The sequence below is a fragment of the Bradyrhizobium frederickii genome (assembly GCF_004570865.1).
GTDB classification, from domain to species: Bacteria; Pseudomonadota; Alphaproteobacteria; order Rhizobiales; family Xanthobacteraceae; genus Bradyrhizobium; species Bradyrhizobium frederickii.
Genome location: NZ_SPQS01000006.1, coordinates 179,806 through 195,454 on the forward strand (window position 1 = coordinate 179,806; position 15,649 = coordinate 195,454).

The following is a 15,649-nucleotide window of genomic DNA, read 5'->3' on the forward strand; positions in this document are numbered from 1 at the left end:
GCCGCGCACGATCATCGGCTGCCGGTGGTCAGGGCTCCCAGCATCAATTTCATTCCGGGGGGACCGAACGTGGTCCAGAGCGACGGCCGCAGGCTGTCCCTGGCCCGCAGGACCTCGTCCCGAAGCACCACATTGCGAGTGCGGATGAGCTGCCAGCCCTGCGAGAACATCGGGCAGAACGGCACGGCGCGCTCATATATCCTCCTGTCCGACAGTACGTCGGCCAACAGCGCAAGATCGAACAACTCGCCTTCGAGGTCACCTGCCATGAAAGACCGCACCGAGGCGACCTGCTGCGGCAGATTGGCATCGGCGTAAGCATAGGCGGCGTAGATTCCGAGCGTCGGATCAATTCCCTTCAACACGCGAATCTGATCGGCGAGTCTCGCGGCCGCCGCCGAGCGCGTTGGCCGGTCGCCTTCGATGCGGAGCACGCCGAACTGGGCCGACGTCGCCACGAGCGCCCGCAACTGATCGAGGCGGGGTCCGGCCTCCTTGTACTCGCCCCATCGCCGGCTTGACGGCGACGGGGCGTACGTGACGTCCGCCACACCGCCATTGCGGACGGTGAGCGACCCTATGAAGCCGGGTAATGCGGCAAGGACGGTCCCGCTACCGTCCGCAAACACCAGCGCGGCCGTCATTGGAGACCCATCCTGGACAGGAATGTTCACGAGGCCGGACTGGTCGGACCCGTTGCCGGGTGCAACGATCTCCGCTTGCCTGCCGCCGGCCAGCCATGCCTCGCGCAATTGGACGCCGGTCACCGAGAATCCGGTCGGCGCATTGAAGGTCGCGGCCGGCTGCTTCGCCACAATCAAGGATTGCTGGGCCGCGTTGAAGCCCGTGATCGAAGCGACCTGCAGCTCACTGACAGAATCGATGTTTCGCAGCGTCGCAAGCGGTCCGACCGCGGTGCGATTGAACTGATGGGCGGCAACGTCGATCAGCGTCACATCCCGCGGTTGGTCGACCGCCGCCGTCACCGATCCGCGCACGCGTCCCAGGTAAGCACTGTCGGGGGATTCGATCCGCGCATCGGGATATTGCGCGAGACTCGCATTTTGTCCGCGTAACCGCTGCGGCACCTCCTCGAGCAGGAACGTCTTGAGCTTCCGGTTCGAGACCACGTTCACGCCCCCGACCGTCGACACCATATTGGGCCGAGGCTTGCGGAAGGCATCGAGAAAAGTTTCGGTGAAGACGCCCTGGAACTCATCGGCCGCCTTCTGACGCAGTTCATAGGACGGCGCGCCGGGGCGGGTGCTGAAAAAGCGATCGACTTCCGGAGAGGGACGTCCGGGGATGTAGCTTCCCAACGGGAAAATCACCGTTCCATGCAGCAGCGAGCTGTCGAAGTCCGAATTGGACCGGCAGGCATCGCAGATGATCACGACGTTTGATACGGCGCTACGCCCGGCAAGCGCCACGCATTCGGTGAGGCTGACCGCCTCGTCGACATCGTCCGGAGCTCCGCTCAACAACCAGAACTCGTTGTTGGCAAACGCAATTCCATGACCGGAAAAGTAGATCACGAGCTGTGTCAGCGTGCCGCGATTGACGAACTCCGTCACGGCCGCCTTGAGCGCTGCGCCGGTGACGGGCGCGACCTCATCCGTGATCAGCTTGACCTCGAAATCTTCCGTCGCAAGCCACTGTGCGATCGACCTTGCGCCCGAGACGGCCGCTCTCAGCACGGGCAGATTGCCGGTCTTGTTGACCCCGACCACCACAGCCCCGCGCGTGGAGGCCGCAGGCTGCGCCAGGACCCTCCGAGCCGCCAGCAATTGCCCCCAGACAAGTCCGCCGACAAGCACATCGCGCCGCCGCATGCCCGCAACCTCATATCGCAGGACCCAACTGCTAACCCTATGGTAGTAGCATTCCCGCGTTTGCCAATCGGATTTTGCAGCCGTCGTCGGCCGCCCGGCCCCAAGCGCAGGGGCGGCCAACGTGGGTTCGGGAGCGCTTGCCTCAGGCCTTGTCGGGCCCGACCCGGACCAGCTGCTTGCCGAAATTGGCGCCCTTCAGCAGCCCGATGAAGGCGCCGGGCGCGCTCTCCAGGCCCTCGGTGACGAACTCCTTGTATTTGACCTTGCCGTCGCGGACCCAGGCGGACATGTCGCGCAGGAAGTCGCCGTGCCGCGCGGCGAAGTCAGACACGATGAAGCCGCGGAAGGTCAGCCGCTTGGTCAGCGTCGCGCGCATCATGCTGGCGGCCCATTTGGGCGGCTTGGCCTCGGTGTCGTTGTAGTGGGCGATCAGGCCGCAGACCGGCACGCGGGCAAACGGGTTGAGCAGCGGGAACACCGCCTCGAACACGGCGCCGCCGACATTCTCGAAATAGACGTCGATGCCATCAGGGCAGGCCTCCTTGAGCCTGGCGGCGAAATCGGGATCGCGGTGATCGATGCAGGCATCGAAGCCGAGCTCCTTGACGACGTAGTCGCACTTGTCCTTGCCGCCGGCGATGCCGACCGCGCGTGCGCCCTTGATCTTGGCGATCTGGCCGACGGCCGAGCCGACCGCCCCGGAGGCGCCGGCAACGACGACGGTCTCGCCTGCTTGCGGCTTGCCGATGTCGAGCAGGCCCGTATACGCGGTCATGCCGGGCATGCCGAGCACGCCGATCGAGGTCGAGATCGGGCCAAGCTTGGGATCGACCTTGATCAGGCCCTTGCCGTTCGAGATCGCGTGGGTCTGCCAGCCGGAACGAATGCGCACGATGTCGCCGACCGCGAAATCAGGATTGTTGGACGCCGCGACCTCGCTGACCGCCTCGCCTTCCATCACGCCGCCGACCGGCACCGGCGCAGCGTAGGACGGCCCCTCGCTCATGCGCCCGCGCATATAGGGATCCAGCGACAGCCAGATCGTGCGCAGCAGGACTTCGCCCTGCCCTGGTGTCGGAATGGCGAATTCCTCCAAACGGAAATCGGACGGCTTGGGTTCGCCGACGGGACGCGCGGCGAGAACAATGCGTTTGGCTTGGGCCATGGCTTCCTCCTGATTGCTTTGTCGCAATCATTTAGGAGGTGTGCAGGAACGAAGCAAACCCAACACGCGCTGTCATCGCCCGCGAAGGCGGGCGATCCAGTACTCCGAGCGGCTGTAATTGAATCGAGAAGCCGCGGCGTACTAGATGCCCCGCCTCAGCGGGGCATGACACCGTCATCGACGCAAGCGCATCGAAACCGACACGCAGCCGAGAGAGAAGCGACTAACCCCCGCCCGGATAGTTCGGGCTTTCGCGCGTGATCGTGACGTCGTGGACGTGGCTTTCGCGCAGGCCCGCACCGGTGATGCGGACGAACTGGGCCTTCTCGTGCAGCTCCTTCATATCGCGCGCGCCGACGTAACCCATCGCGGCGCGCAGGCCGCCGGCGAGCTGGTGCATGACGTTGCCGACCGGGCCCTTGTAGGGCACCTGGCCTTCGATGCCTTCCGGCACCAGCTTGAGCGTGTCCTTGATGTCCTGCTGGAAGTAGCGGTCGGCAGATCCCCGCGCCATCGCGCCGACCGAGCCCATGCCGCGATAGGCCTTGTAGGAACGGCCCTGCCACAGGAAGACTTCGCCGGGCGTCTCGTCGGTGCCGGCGAGCAGCGAGCCCACCATGGCGATGTCGGCACCGGCCGCGAGCGCCTTGGCAAGGTCGCCGGAAAACTTGATGCCGCCGTCGGCGATGACGGGGATGTCGGCCTTCTTCGCCGCCTCCACCGCGTCCATGATCGCGGTGAGCTGGGGAACGCCGACGCCGGCGACGATGCGCGTGGTGCAGATCGAGCCCGGGCCGATGCCGACCTTGATGCAATCCGCGCCCGCATCGATCAGCGCCTGGGTGCCCTCGGTGGTGGCGACGTTGCCGGCGACGACCTGCACCGAATTGGACAGACGCTTGATGCGGTTCACCGCCTGCAGCACGTGACGGGAATGGCCGTGCGCGGTGTCGACGACGATGAGGTCGACACCGGCATCGATCAGCCGCTCGGTACGCTCGAAGCCGGTGTCGCCGACGGTGGTGGCGGCGGCAACGCGCAGGCGACCCTGCGCATCCTTGCAGGCGAGCGGATGGGCAACCGCCTTCTCCATGTCCTTCACGGTGATCAGGCCGACGCAGCGATATTGCTCGTCGACCACGAGCAGCTTCTCGATGCGATGCTGATGCAGCATCCGCCGCGCTTCCTCCTGGCTGACATTCTCGCGCACCGTGACGAGGCCTTCATGCGTCATCAGCTCGGAGACTTTTTGCCGGCGGTCGGTGGCAAAGCGGACATCGCGGTTGGTGAGGATGCCGACCAGCTTGCCGGGCGTGTTCTTGCCAGCGCCGGTGACCACGGGAATGCCGGAGATGCCGTGGTCGCTCATCAGCTTGAGCGCGTCGTCGAGCGAGGCATCGGGGCTGATGGTGAGCGGGTTCACCACCATGCCCGACTCGTAGCGCTTGACCTGCCGCACCTGGACGGCCTGGCCTTCGGGATCGAAATTGCGGTGGATGACGCCGAGGCCGCCGGCCTGCGCCATCGCGATCGCCATGCGCGCCTCGGTGACGGTATCCATGGCCGAGGCCATGATCGGGATGTTGAGCGGAATGGCGCGGGTGACGCGGGAGCGGATGTCGACCTCGCCCGGCATGACGTCCGACAGGCCCGGCTTCAGCAGCACGTCGTCGAACGTAAAGGCTTCGCGGATGCCCTGAAGTTGCACCGTGGCCATTTGCCAACTCCTTCCTGCGGCCTTGCCGCAAATGCTAATGGATGAGCGCCGCCCTCGGCGTACCTTGCGGCATCGCCTTGAGAATCGGAGCCCATCGGTGGGGTTGACGCGGGTCGATAGCACGGCCGCGCGACGAATCAAAGCAATTCGGACCGCCGGCCAGCCATGCACAGGCTTTTTAAGCAATTTTCAGCGGGGATGGCTCGGTACGCCCTCCCCCCGCCGTCATTCCGGGGCGCGACAAAGTCGCGAACCCGGAATGACGGTGTTAGTCACACCGAGGTCACGCAGGAGTTAGGTGCCATGCGTCGATCCGCAATGGTCGCAGGCGGGCGGCGGTGATAAGCCGCGAGCAGCCCTCCCTCCCTATTTCATTACCGATCCGTCATGGTCGACAAGCAACGCGTCATTCCGCTGATCGTCGCCACTGCTCTCTTCATGGAGAACATGGATTCGACGGTCATCGCCACCTCGCTGCCGGCGATCGCGGCCGACATCGGCACCAGTCCGCTGACGCTCAAGCTCGCGATCACCTCCTATCTGCTGTCGCTGGCGGTATTCATTCCGGCGAGCGGCTGGACCGCCGACCGGTTCGGTGCGCGGATGGTGTTCGCGATCGCCGTCGGGGTGTTCATGGTGGGCTCGGTCGGCTGCGCGCTCTCGACCTCGGTCACCGATTTCGTGTTCGCGCGCATCCTGCAAGGCATGGGCGGCGCGATGATGACGCCGGTCGGGCGCCTCGTGCTGCTGCGCTCGGTCGACAAGAGCGCATTGGTCAACGCCATGGCCTGGGTGACGGTCCCAGCCCTGATAGGTCCCGTGATCGGCCCGCCGCTCGGCGGTTTCATCACGACCTACGCGTCCTGGCACTGGATCTTCCTAATCAACATCCCGATCGGGCTGCTCGGCATCTTCATGGCGCTGCGCTTCATCGATCCCATCAAGAGCGAGACCCAGGAGCCGTTCGATCTCTATGGCATGGTGCTCGCGGGAATCGGGCTTGCCGGGATCGCGTTTGGGCTCTCGGTGGCCGGGCTCAACCTGCTGCCCTGGAGCACGGTGGCCGCGCTGGTCGTGGGCGGTACGATCTCGATGACACTCTACATCATCCATGCCCGGCGCACGGGATCGCCGGTGCTGGATTTCTCGCTGCTGAAGCTGCCGACCCTGCGCGCGGCCGTGATCGGCGGCTTCCTGTTCCGCCTCGGCATCGGCGCGCTGCCGTTCCTGCTGCCGCTCCTGATGCAGATCGGCTTCGGGCTGACGCCGTTCCATTCCGGCCTCGTCACCTTCGCCTCCTCGCTCGGGGCCATGGGCATGAAGACGCTGGCCGCGCGCATCATCCGCACCTTCGGCTTCCGCAATCTGATGACGGTGAACGCGATCGTCAGCGCGTTCTTCCTCGGCGTCTGCGCGCTGTTCACGGTGTCGACGCCGCTGCTGATCATCATGGTCATCCTGGTGGTCGGCGGCTTCTTCCGCTCGCTGGAGTTCACCGCGATCAACACGGTCGCCTATGCCGACGTCGAGACCGCGCAGATGAGCCGCGCCACCACGCTGGTCAGCGTCAACCAGCAGCTGGCGATCTCGGCCGGCGTCGCCGTCGGCGCGGCTTGCGTCGAGACCACGATGTGGTTCAGCCATGTCAGCGAGATTGACGCCACCGTCTTTGCGCCGGCCTTCGTCGTGGTCGCGCTGACCTCGGCGGCGTCGAGCTGGTTCTTCTGGCAGATGCCGGCGGATGCCGGTCACGAGATCTCCGGCCGCAAGGCCGTGGAGATCGCGAGCCGCAAGGGCGCCGGCAAGGGCGCGGAGAAGGCGGCCGTCAAGGCGGCCAGCGAAGACACGCAGGACGTGCGGGATCAACGGCTGGGGTGAGCCCCCTCCGTCATTCCGGGGCGATGCGCAGCATCGAACCCGGAATCCATCGCGCCGCAAGAATGCTGGGAGACATGGATTCTCAGGTGCGCAATTGCGCACCATAGCTCGCCTCTTCGAGGCGCCCCGGAATGACAGAGTATGCGGCTAGGCCTTCACCTCGCCGCGAAACCCCGTGGCCAGCACGTAGCGTTCCGAGGAATCCTGCCGGCTCGCGGCCGGCTTGACGTGGCGCACGCTCGCAAAGTCGCGCTTGAGTTGGGCGAGCAGGTCGGCGTCGGCCCCGCTCTGGAACGTTTTGGCCAGGAACGTGCCGCCGGGCTTGAGCACGTCGCAGGCAAACGCCGCGGCGGTCTCGACCAGGCCGACGATGCGGAGCTGGTCGGTCTTGCGGTGGCCGGTGGTATTGGCGGCCATGTCGGACATCACGACGTCGGCGCCGCCGCCCAGCATCGCGGTGAGCTTTTCGGGCGCGTCGTTGTCCATGAAGTCCAGCTGCGCGAAATCGACACCGGGAATCTCGGGCATCTCAAGCAGGTCGATCGCGACGACCTTGCCCTTGCCTTCCGTGGAGCCGACGCGCTTGGCTGCGATCTGGCTCCAGCCGCCGGGTGCCGCGCCGAGATCGACCACGGCCAGGCCGGGCTTCAAGAACCGGAACTTGTCGTCCATCTCCAGGAGTTTGAACGCGGCGCGCGAACGATAGCCCGCGGCCTTGGCCTTGGCCACATAGGGATCGTTGAGCTGCCGCTCCAGCCACAGCTTCGACGACAATTTGCGCTTGCCGCCGGTCTTGACCTGGACGTGCAAGCGGCCGGTGGTGTCCTTGGCCATCTCACCAGCTCCTGAGCGCGCCGTCCTCGCGCATCATCTCGACCAGCATGCCCTCGCGCAGGCCCCGGTCGGCGACGCGCAGGCGCGGCAGCGGAAAGGCGCGCCTGATCGCATCGAGGATGGCGCAGCCGGCCAGCACGAGATCGGCGCGCTCGACGCTGATGCAGCTGTTGGACGCGCGCTCCTCGTAGCTCATGCCGAGCAGCTTGTTGATGGTCGCGGTGATGTCGGAATCGTTCATCCAGATGCTGTCGATGCGGCGGCGGTCGTAGCGGGCGAGGTTGAGATGGATACCGGCGAGCGTCGTCACCGTGCCCGACGTGCCGAGCAGGTGCATGTCGGCGAGATCGCCGCCATGCTCCTCCGCGAACGGCGCGACATGGTTCGCGACCTCCTGCTCCATCGCAGCGTAGATCTCCGGCGTCACGTCGCGTCCGCCGAACTGCTCGGCGAGCGTGACCACACCATAGGGGATCGACATCCAGGCCTTGATGCGCGGCTCCGGATTTTCCGCGTCGCGCTCGATCCGCACCAGCTCGGTCGAGCCGCCGCCGATGTCGAACAGGATCGCGCCGCGCCCCCTAGGGTCGACCAGCGGCGAGCAGCCGAGCACCGCGAGCGCGGCCTCGGTCTCGCGGTCGATCACCTCCAGCTCGATGCCGGTCTCGGCCGCCACGCGGCTGCGGAACCCCTCGGCGTTCGAGGCCGCGCGGCAGGCCTCGGTTGCGATCAGTCGCAGCCGGCGCGCCTTCCGCAAGTTGATCTTGTCACGGCAGATGCTGAGCGCGGCGATGGCGCGCTCGATCGCGGCCTCGCTGATGCAACCGGTCGCCGAGACACCCTCCCCGAGCCGGATGATGCGCGAGAAGGAATCGACGACACGAAAGCCGTCCTGGGTCGGACAGGCGATCAGCAGCCTGCAATTGTTGGTGCCGAGGTCCAGCGCCGCATAGACGCCGGTTCCCGACGCGCCAACGGCCGATTCGGTGGCCAACGCCACCGCCGCCATCGACCGCTCCAGCTCGCCGTGCGGCGCATGGCCGTCGCGGAGCCGCGTGTGGTCATTCATACAAATTGTCTTTCCGCGGCCGGTCGGGCCGGTCTGGAATTGCTTTTTCGCCTGAAACATTAGCAGCGCGGCGGGTATGCGCAACAACGCATCACATGGGACCATGCCCATTCGTGCGTTGTCGTGAACGGGGGTGTGCGTTATCTCAGGGGAGTCCGGTGCCCCGCTGCCGCGAAAATGCGCAAATGCCGGCTTTTCAGGTCAATTCCATGCAAGAACACACCAAATCGTCCACGCTCGAGAACGCTATTGCACTGCAAAAATATGGCGTCGGGCAGCCGGTCCGCCGCAAGGAGGACGACACGCTGGTGCGCGGCAAGGGCCGCTACACCGACGATTTCAACCTGCCCGGCCAGGCCTATGCCGTGGTCGTCCGTTCCACCCACGCCCATGGCATCATCCGAGGCATTGGTGTCGATGCCGCCAGGGCGATGCCGGGCGTGCTGGGCGTGTGGACCGGCAAGGATCTCGACGCCGCCGGTTACGGCCCCTTCACCTGCGGCCTGCCGCTGAAGAGCCGCGACGGTTCGCCCCTGCTGCAGACCAACCGCCAGCCGCTCGCGACCGACAAGGTCCGCTTCGTCGGCGATCCCGTCGCCTTCGTGGTGGCGGAGACGCTGGCGCAGGCCCGCGATGCGGCCGAGGCGGTCGAGCTCGACGTCGAGCCGCTGCCGGCGGTGACCGACCCCGAGGAAGCCGCCAAGCCCGGCGCGCCGCAGCTCTATGAGCACATCCCGAACAACGTGGCGCTCGACTATCATTATGGCGACATGGACAAGGTGAACGCGGCGTTTGCCAGCGCCGCCCATGTCACCAGGATCGACATCGAGAACACCCGTGTCGCCGTAGTCTCGATGGAACCGCGCGTCGGTCTTGCCTCCTACGACAAGCAGACCGAGCGCTACACGCTTCAGGTGCCGACGCAAGGCGTCGCCGGCAACCGCGCCAACCTCGCCAAGAACCTGAAAGTGCCGAACGAGAAGGTGCGCATCCTCACGGCCAATGTCGGCGGCTCCTTCGGCATGAAGAACATCAACTATCCCGAATACATGTGCATCCTGTATGCGGCGAAGGCGCTGGGCCGCCCGGTGAAATGGCTCGACGAGCGCTCGACCGCCTTCCTCTCCGACAGCCACGGCCGCGCGCAGAAGATCCACGCCGAGCTCGCGCTCGACGCCGAGGGGCATTTCCTCGCGGCCAAGCTCGAAGGCTACGGCAATGTCGGCGCCTACATCACCGGCGTCGCGCCCGGGCCGCTCTCGCTCAACACCGGCAAGAATTTTTCCAGCGTCTACCGCACGCCGCTGATGGCGGTCGACATCAAGGTGGTGCTGACCAACACCACCTTGATGGGCGCCTATCGCGGCGCCGGCCGGCCCGAGGCCAATTACTACATGGAGCGGCTGATCGACCGCGCCGCCGACGAGATGGGCATCAACCGGCTGACCTTGCGCAAGCGCAACTTCATCAAGCCGAACCAGATCCCGTTCGCGGCCTCCTCCGGCGTCACCTATGACAGCGGTGACTTCCAGGCCGTGTTCAACAAGGCGCTCGAAATCTCCGACCACGAGAATTTCGCCAAGCGCAAGAAGGAGAGCAGGAAGGCCGGCAAGCTGCGCGGCATCGCGGTCGGCTCCTATCTCGAGGTCACCGCGCCGCCGAGCCCCGAGCTCGGCAAGATCGTGTTCGAGCCTGACGGCACCGTGCAGCTCATCACCGGCACGCTCGATTACGGCCAGGGCCATGCCACCCCGTTCGCGCAGGTGCTGAGCGCGGAGCTTGGGGTGCCCTTCGAGAGCATCAAGCTGGTGCAGGGCGACAGCGACATCGTCCACACCGGCAACGGCACCGGCGGCTCGCGCTCGATCACCGCGAGCGGCCAGGCCATCGTGGGCGCAGCAAAGCTCGTCATCGAGAAAGGCAAGCGCGCGGCGGCCTATATGCTCGAAGCGTCGGAGGCCGACATCGAATTCGAAGGCGGCAGGTTTACGATCGCCGGCACCGATCGCAGCATCGACATCATGGAGCTCGCCAAGCGCTTGCATGACGGCAAGATGCCGGAGGGCGTGCCTGACAGCCTCGACGTCGACCACACCAGCGAACCGATCGCCTCGGCGTTCCCGAACGGCTGTCACGTCGCCGAGGTCGAGATCGACCCGGAGACCGGCGTGGTGCAGATCGTGCGCTACAGCGCGGTCAACGATTTCGGCACGGTGATCAATCCGATGCTGGTCGCAGGCCAGCTCCATGGCGGCGTCGTGCAGGGCATCGGGCAGGCGCTGATGGAGCAGATCCGCTACGACGAGAGCGGCCAGCCGATCACGGGCTCGCTGATGGACTACGCCCTGCCTCGCGCCGAGGACGTGCCGAACATGGCGGTCGGCGACCACCCGGTGCCGGCCACCACCAACCCGCTCGGCAGCAAGGGCTGCGGCGAAGCCGGCTGCGCCGGCAGCCTGTCGACGGTGGTGAACGCCGTGCTCGATGCGCTCTCGGATTACGGCATCAAGCACATCGACATGCCGCTGACCCCGGAGCGGGTGTGGCGCGCGATCCAGGAGGCGAAGGCCAAGGCGGCGTAGGGGGCTGCCCTTCCGCATCCACAACAATGCTGTCATCGCCCGCGAAAGCGGGCGATCCAGTACGCCGAGACGGTCGTGATTGACGGAGAAGCCGCGGCGTACTGGATGCCCCGGTCAAGCCGGGGCATGACACCGCGTGGGAGGACGCAGAGTCCTCTTCCCTCCTACGCCGCCGCCTGCTCGCGCGGCTGGTAGATCGCGGTGTGCTGGCAATGCGCCAGCGGCGTGGTGCCGTTGGCGACGACCAGCGCGTCGAGCTCGACGAAGCGGTGGCCCTTCTTCTCGTAGTTCGCGGTGACCTTGGCCCGCGCGGTGATCTCGTCGCCGGCGCGTGCGGCGGAGAGCAATTGCATCCGGCTGCCGACGTGGATCCAGGGGCCCAGAATGGTGTTGTCGACGAGCACGCGGTTCATCACCCGTTGGATCAGGCCGGGATGGCCAAGCCCCTCGCGCGCGAAGATCGGATCCTTCTCCCTGACATCGGCGAGATAGTCCGCCGCATCCTGCCCAATCCAGCGGCGCGGCGCCGTGCCGAGCCATTTGCCCGTCTCGAACGTCGCCGGGCTGACCGGCTTGCGCTCGGCCACCACGGGCACCGCGACATAGTCGTCCAGTGACACCGCCGGTGCGGCCGCCGGGAGCGAGGCCGTCCCGGTCGCGCAGAGCTCGGTGCGGCTGAACACCTCGATCGTCAGTAATTCGTTGTGCTCGGTGGCGTCGACATCGGCGGTCTCGCCGTCATAGACCGGCTTGATGAAGCGCGCCTCGACCAGCCCGCGCGCCAGGAAATCGCGCCCCCAGCGGGCGATCGGCACGTGCATCATGTAGGCGAAGACGTCGACGCCCGGCACCAGCCCGCCGGAAAAGCCGAAGCGCCGCGCCACCTTGTCGTCATGCATCTTGTTTTCGGATTGTCTGGCGGTGTTGTAGGCCTCGACGCGGTAGGTTTCGAGCCGGTTCGGCATGGCTGGCGTTCCCCGTATTCTTGTTGGTTCGGGGCCGATCGTAGGCCCCGGGGAACAGTGGTCAATCCCCTCGCCTTTGCGGCCCGAATGGGGTACCACGCCGCGAATGACCGACACTCCCACCCGCATCTATGTCGATGCCGACGCCTGTCCGGTGAAGGACGAGATCTACCGCGTGGCGCTCCGACACGGCGTGCCCGTCAGCGTGGTCGCCGGCAATTTCATCCGCGTGCCGCAGGACCCGCTGATCGAGCGCATTGCCGCAGGGAGCGGCATGGACGCGGCCGACGACTGGATCGCGGAGCGCGCCCGCCCCGGCGACGTCGTGGTGACCTCGGACATCCCGCTGGCCAGCCGCTGCGTCAAGGCCGGTGCCGACGTGATCGCGCCGAACGGCAAGCCGTTCACGGAGGAATCGATCGGCATGACGCTGGCGGTGCGCAATCTGATGACGGATCTGCGCTCGGCGGGCGAAGTGACCGGCGGCCCGCGCTCGTTCGCGGCGCGCGACCGCTCCGCCTTCCTCTCGGCGCTCGACCAGACGCTACGCCGGATCCAGCGCCGCCGTGCGGGCCAAGCCGCAACATCTCAAGGCTGACGATGGCGCCGCCGCTGATCCAACTCAAAGACATCAGGCTGACCTTCGGCGGCACGCCGCTGCTGTCAGGCGTCGAGCTCAACGTCGCGCCATCCGAGCGCGTCTGCCTGATCGGCCGCAACGGCTCGGGCAAATCGACGCTGCTGAGGATCGCGGCCGGCCTCGTCGAGCCCGACGGCGGCACGCGCTTCGTGCAGCCCGGCGCCACCGTGCGCTATCTGCCGCAGGAGCCTGATTTCGGCGCACACAAGACGACGCTTGCTTACGTCGAGTCCGGGCTCGCGCCCGGCGACGACCAGCATCAGGCGCGTTATCTCCTGGAGCAGCTCGGCCTCACCGGCGAGGAGAACCCGCACGATCTCTCCGGCGGCGAAGCCCGTCGCGCGGCGCTGGCCTATGTGCTGGCGCCCTCGCCGGACATATTGCTGCTGGACGAGCCGACCAACCATCTCGATCTCGCCACCATCGAATGGCTGGAACGCGAACTCGACAGCCGCCGCAGCGCGCTGGTCATCATCAGCCACGACCGCCGCTTCCTCACCAACCTGTCGCGCTCCACCGCCTGGCTCGACCGCGGCAGGATCAAGCAGATCGACCGCGGCTTTGCCTCGTTCGAGAGCTGGCGCGACGAGGTGCTGGCGGAAGAAGAGCGCGACCAGCACAAGCTCGACCGCAAGATCGTCGACGAGGAGCACTGGTTGCGCCACGGCGTCTCCGGCCGGCGCAAGCGCAACGTCAAGCGCCTCGCCAATCTGCATGCGTTGCGCGACCAGCGCCGCAATTATCGCGGCACGGCCGGCGCCGCCAGTCTCGCAGCGAGCGAAGCCGAGCAATCCGGCAAGCTGGTGATCGAGGCCAAGGGCATCACCAAGGCCTATGGCGAGCGCAAGATCGTCGAGAATTTCTCGACCCGCATCCAGCGCGGCGACCGGCTCGGCATCATCGGGCCGAATGGCGCCGGCAAGACCACGCTGGTCAATCTGCTCACCGGCGGCATGCAGCCGGATTCCGGCACCGTGCGGCTGGGCGCCAATCTGGAGATGGCGACGCTCGACCAGCACCGCGAAAGTCTCGATCCCAAATCGACGCTGGCGGAAGCGCTGACCGGCGGTCGCGGCGACCAGATCATGGTCGGCGGCAAGCCGAAGCACGTCGTCGGCTACATGAAGGACTTCCTGTTCGCGCAGGAGCAGCGCGGCACGCCGCTGGAGGTGCTCTCGGGCGGCGAGCGCGGCCGCTTGATGCTGGCGCGCGCGCTGGCAAAGCCCTCGAACCTGTTGGTGCTGGACGAGCCGACCAACGACCTCGATCTCGAAACGCTCGACGTGCTCGAGGAGATGCTCGGCGATTATGAGGGCACGGTGATCCTGATCAGCCACGACCGCGATTTCCTCGATCGCGTCGTGACCTCGGTGATCGCGCCCGAGGGCAACGGCAAGTGGATCGAATATGCCGGCGGCTACAGCGACATGCTGAGCCAGCGCGGCGCGGACCTCAAGCGCGAGACGGCGAAAGCGCAACCGGTTGCGGAAAAGAAGGAGGAGCGCTCCCCTGCCCCCGCCTCCGCGCCCAAGCGGAAGCTCAGCTTCAACGAGAAGCACGCGCTGGAGACGCTGCCGAAGAAGATGGAGACGCTGCATGCCGATATCGCCAGGCTGCAGCGCGTGCTCGACGATCCCAACCTCTACGCCAGGGATCGCAAGACATTCGACGATACCTCAGCCGCCATCGCCAAGGCGCATGACGAACTGTCCGCCGCCGAAGAGCGCTGGCTCGAACTGGAAATGCTCCGCGAAGAGATAGAACAGGCTTGAACCGTAGGATGGGTAGAGCGAAGCGAAACCCATCGACACCTGCCCGGTTGCTGCAAATGATGGGTTTCGCTGCGCTCTACCCATCCTACAGGACCGAACATAGAGACATCCCATGACCACATCCCTCGCCGCCAAGATCGCCCGCGAATACGGCACGCCCTGCGCCGTGATCGACATGGACCGGGTCGAGCGCAACATCGCGCGGATCCAGAAGGCCTGCGACGACGTCGGCATCGCCAATCGCCCGCACATCAAGACGCACAAGAACCCGACCATCGCCAAGATGCAGGTCGCGGCCGGCGCCAAGGGCATCACCTGCCAGAAGCTGGGCGAGGCCGAGATCATGGCCAATGCCGGCATTGACGACATCCTGATCAGCTACAATCTGCTCGGCGAGGAGAAGATGGCGCGCCTCGGGGCGCTGCAGACCAAGGCCAACATGACGGTGGCCGCGGACAATTCCACCGTCGTCGCCGGCCTGCCGAAGGCGGCTGCGGCGTCGGGCCGTCCGCTCTCGGTCGTGGTCGAATGCGATACGGGGCGCAAGCGCGCAGGCGTCGAGACGCCGGGAGAAGCGATTGCGCTGGCGCGCGAGATCGCGGCGTCCAAGGGGCTCGAATTCGCCGGCTTCATGCTGTACCCGACCGAGACCGGCTGGGCGGACGCGCAAAAGTTCTACGACGAGGCACTGGCCGGCGTGCGCGCGCACGGGCTGGACGCAAAAATCGTCTCGACCGGCGGCACGCCGAACCTCGTCAACATCGGCAAGCTCAAGGGCGGCACCGAGCACCGCTTCGGCACCTATATCTACAACGACCGCATGCAGGTCGCGGCCGGCGTCGCCAGCTGGGATGACTGCGCGCTGCACATCTATTCCACGGTGGTCAGCCGCGCCGCGCCCGAGCGCGGCATCCTCGACGCCGGCTCGAAGACGCTGACGTCAGATACCGGCGGCCTCGACGGCCACGGCCTGATCCTGGAGCATCCCGAGGCCAAGATCGCGAAATTCGCCGAGGAGCACGGCTTCCTCGACCTCTCCCGCAGCAACACACGGCCGAATGTCGGCGATGTCGTCCGGATCGTGCCGAACCACGTCTGCGTCGTCGTCAACATGATGGACGAGGTCGTGATGGTCCGCGGCGAGGAGATCATCGGCACGCTGCCGGTGGCGGCGCGGGGGAAGCTGCGGTAGGGC

At 66.3% G+C, this 15,649-nt stretch carries 11 protein-coding genes; 5 read left to right on the plus strand and 6 right to left on the minus strand.

All coding sequences use genetic code 11. The features are described 5' to 3' along the window. Positions 1 to 11: 11 nt before the first annotated feature. The 3 genes from E4K64_RS12575 to guaB form a co-directional block, all read right to left on the minus strand. A complete protein-coding gene (locus tag E4K64_RS12575; protein WP_135163788.1) occupies positions 12 to 1,952 on the minus strand; it encodes a caspase family protein in 1,941 nt (646 codons plus the stop codon). Positions 1,953 to 1,974: 22 nt separating this feature from the next. Beyond that, entirely contained in the window at positions 1,975 to 2,997 is a 1,023-nt protein-coding gene (locus E4K64_RS12580; RefSeq protein WP_135163789.1) for an NADP-dependent oxidoreductase, read from the minus strand. Positions 2,998 to 3,220: 223 nt separating this feature from the next. After that, positions 3,221 to 4,714: an IMP dehydrogenase gene (gene guaB, locus E4K64_RS12585; RefSeq protein ID WP_135163790.1), complete on the minus strand. Its 1,494-nt coding sequence runs from the start codon at positions 4,712 to 4,714 to the stop codon at positions 3,221 to 3,223. A 387-nt stretch (positions 4,715 to 5,101) separates the two neighbouring features. On the opposite strand from guaB, the gene E4K64_RS12590 reads away from it, so the two are divergent. Beyond that, entirely contained in the window at positions 5,102 to 6,592 is a 1,491-nt protein-coding gene (locus E4K64_RS12590) for a DHA2 family efflux MFS transporter permease subunit (RefSeq protein WP_135163791.1), read from the plus strand. A 147-nt stretch (positions 6,593 to 6,739) separates the two neighbouring features. Here E4K64_RS12590 and E4K64_RS12595 read toward each other — a convergent pair whose 3' ends face one another. Both E4K64_RS12595 and E4K64_RS12600 read right to left on the minus strand, forming a co-directional pair. Further along, a complete protein-coding gene (locus tag E4K64_RS12595; protein WP_135163792.1) occupies positions 6,740 to 7,426 on the minus strand; it encodes an RlmE family RNA methyltransferase in 687 nt (228 codons plus the stop codon). 1 nt (position 7,427) lies between these two features. Next, a complete protein-coding gene (locus tag E4K64_RS12600) occupies positions 7,428 to 8,495 on the minus strand; it encodes a Ppx/GppA phosphatase family protein (protein WP_135163793.1) in 1,068 nt (355 codons plus the stop codon). Between the two features lie 209 nt (positions 8,496 to 8,704). Here E4K64_RS12600 and E4K64_RS12605 point away from each other — a divergent pair, with 209 nt between their 5' ends. Further along, positions 8,705 to 11,077, plus strand: coding sequence for a xanthine dehydrogenase family protein molybdopterin-binding subunit (locus E4K64_RS12605; RefSeq protein ID WP_135163794.1), 2,373 nt, complete (start codon positions 8,705 to 8,707; stop codon positions 11,075 to 11,077). A 164-nt stretch (positions 11,078 to 11,241) separates the two neighbouring features. Here E4K64_RS12605 and E4K64_RS40280 read toward each other — a convergent pair whose 3' ends face one another. Continuing rightward, entirely contained in the window at positions 11,242 to 12,042 is an 801-nt protein-coding gene (locus E4K64_RS40280) for a hypothetical protein (RefSeq protein ID WP_167771970.1), read from the minus strand. Between the two features lie 106 nt (positions 12,043 to 12,148). On the opposite strand from E4K64_RS40280, the gene E4K64_RS12615 reads away from it, so the two are divergent. The 3 genes from E4K64_RS12615 to E4K64_RS12625 all read left to right on the plus strand — a co-directional run bounded on the left by E4K64_RS12615 (position 12,149) and on the right by E4K64_RS12625 (position 15,646). Further along, complete coding sequence (locus tag E4K64_RS12615) at positions 12,149 to 12,640, plus strand: YaiI/YqxD family protein (RefSeq protein ID WP_135163795.1); 492 nt, start codon at positions 12,149 to 12,151, stop codon at positions 12,638 to 12,640. A gap of 2 nt (positions 12,641 to 12,642) precedes the next feature. Continuing rightward, positions 12,643 to 14,454 carry an ABC-F family ATP-binding cassette domain-containing protein gene (locus E4K64_RS12620; RefSeq protein ID WP_135163961.1) on the plus strand — a complete coding sequence of 604 codons (1,812 nt, stop codon included), beginning with the start codon at positions 12,643 to 12,645 and terminating at the stop codon, positions 14,452 to 14,454. A gap of 112 nt (positions 14,455 to 14,566) precedes the next feature. Further along, positions 14,567 to 15,646, plus strand: coding sequence for a D-TA family PLP-dependent enzyme (locus tag E4K64_RS12625; RefSeq protein ID WP_135163796.1), 1,080 nt, complete (start codon positions 14,567 to 14,569; stop codon positions 15,644 to 15,646). Positions 15,647 to 15,649: the final 3 nt, after the last annotated feature.

What these genes read in the sequence shown, in the direction of transcription:
- E4K64_RS12580 (WP_135163789.1), bottom strand. Translation starts at nt 2,997, where the DNA reads ATGGCCCAAGCCAAACGCATTGTTCTCGCCGCGCGTCCCGTCGGCGAA.
- E4K64_RS12605 (WP_135163794.1), top strand. Translation starts at nt 8,705, where the DNA reads ATGCAAGAACACACCAAATCGTCCACGCTCGAGAACGCTATTGCACTG.
- E4K64_RS12620 (WP_135163961.1), top strand. Translation starts at nt 12,643, where the DNA reads ATGGCGCCGCCGCTGATCCAACTCAAAGACATCAGGCTGACCTTCGGC.
- E4K64_RS12590 (WP_135163791.1), top strand. Translation starts at nt 5,102, where the DNA reads ATGGTCGACAAGCAACGCGTCATTCCGCTGATCGTCGCCACTGCTCTC.
- E4K64_RS12615 (WP_135163795.1), top strand. Translation starts at nt 12,149, where the DNA reads ATGACCGACACTCCCACCCGCATCTATGTCGATGCCGACGCCTGTCCG.
- E4K64_RS12625 (WP_135163796.1), top strand. Translation starts at nt 14,567, where the DNA reads ATGACCACATCCCTCGCCGCCAAGATCGCCCGCGAATACGGCACGCCC.
- E4K64_RS12595 (WP_135163792.1), bottom strand. Translation starts at nt 7,426, where the DNA reads ATGGCCAAGGACACCACCGGCCGCTTGCACGTCCAGGTCAAGACCGGC.
- E4K64_RS12600 (WP_135163793.1), bottom strand. Translation starts at nt 8,495, where the DNA reads ATGAATGACCACACGCGGCTCCGCGACGGCCATGCGCCGCACGGCGAG.
- E4K64_RS40280 (WP_167771970.1), bottom strand. Translation starts at nt 12,042, where the DNA reads ATGCCGAACCGGCTCGAAACCTACCGCGTCGAGGCCTACAACACCGCC.
- guaB (WP_135163790.1), bottom strand. Translation starts at nt 4,714, where the DNA reads ATGGCCACGGTGCAACTTCAGGGCATCCGCGAAGCCTTTACGTTCGAC.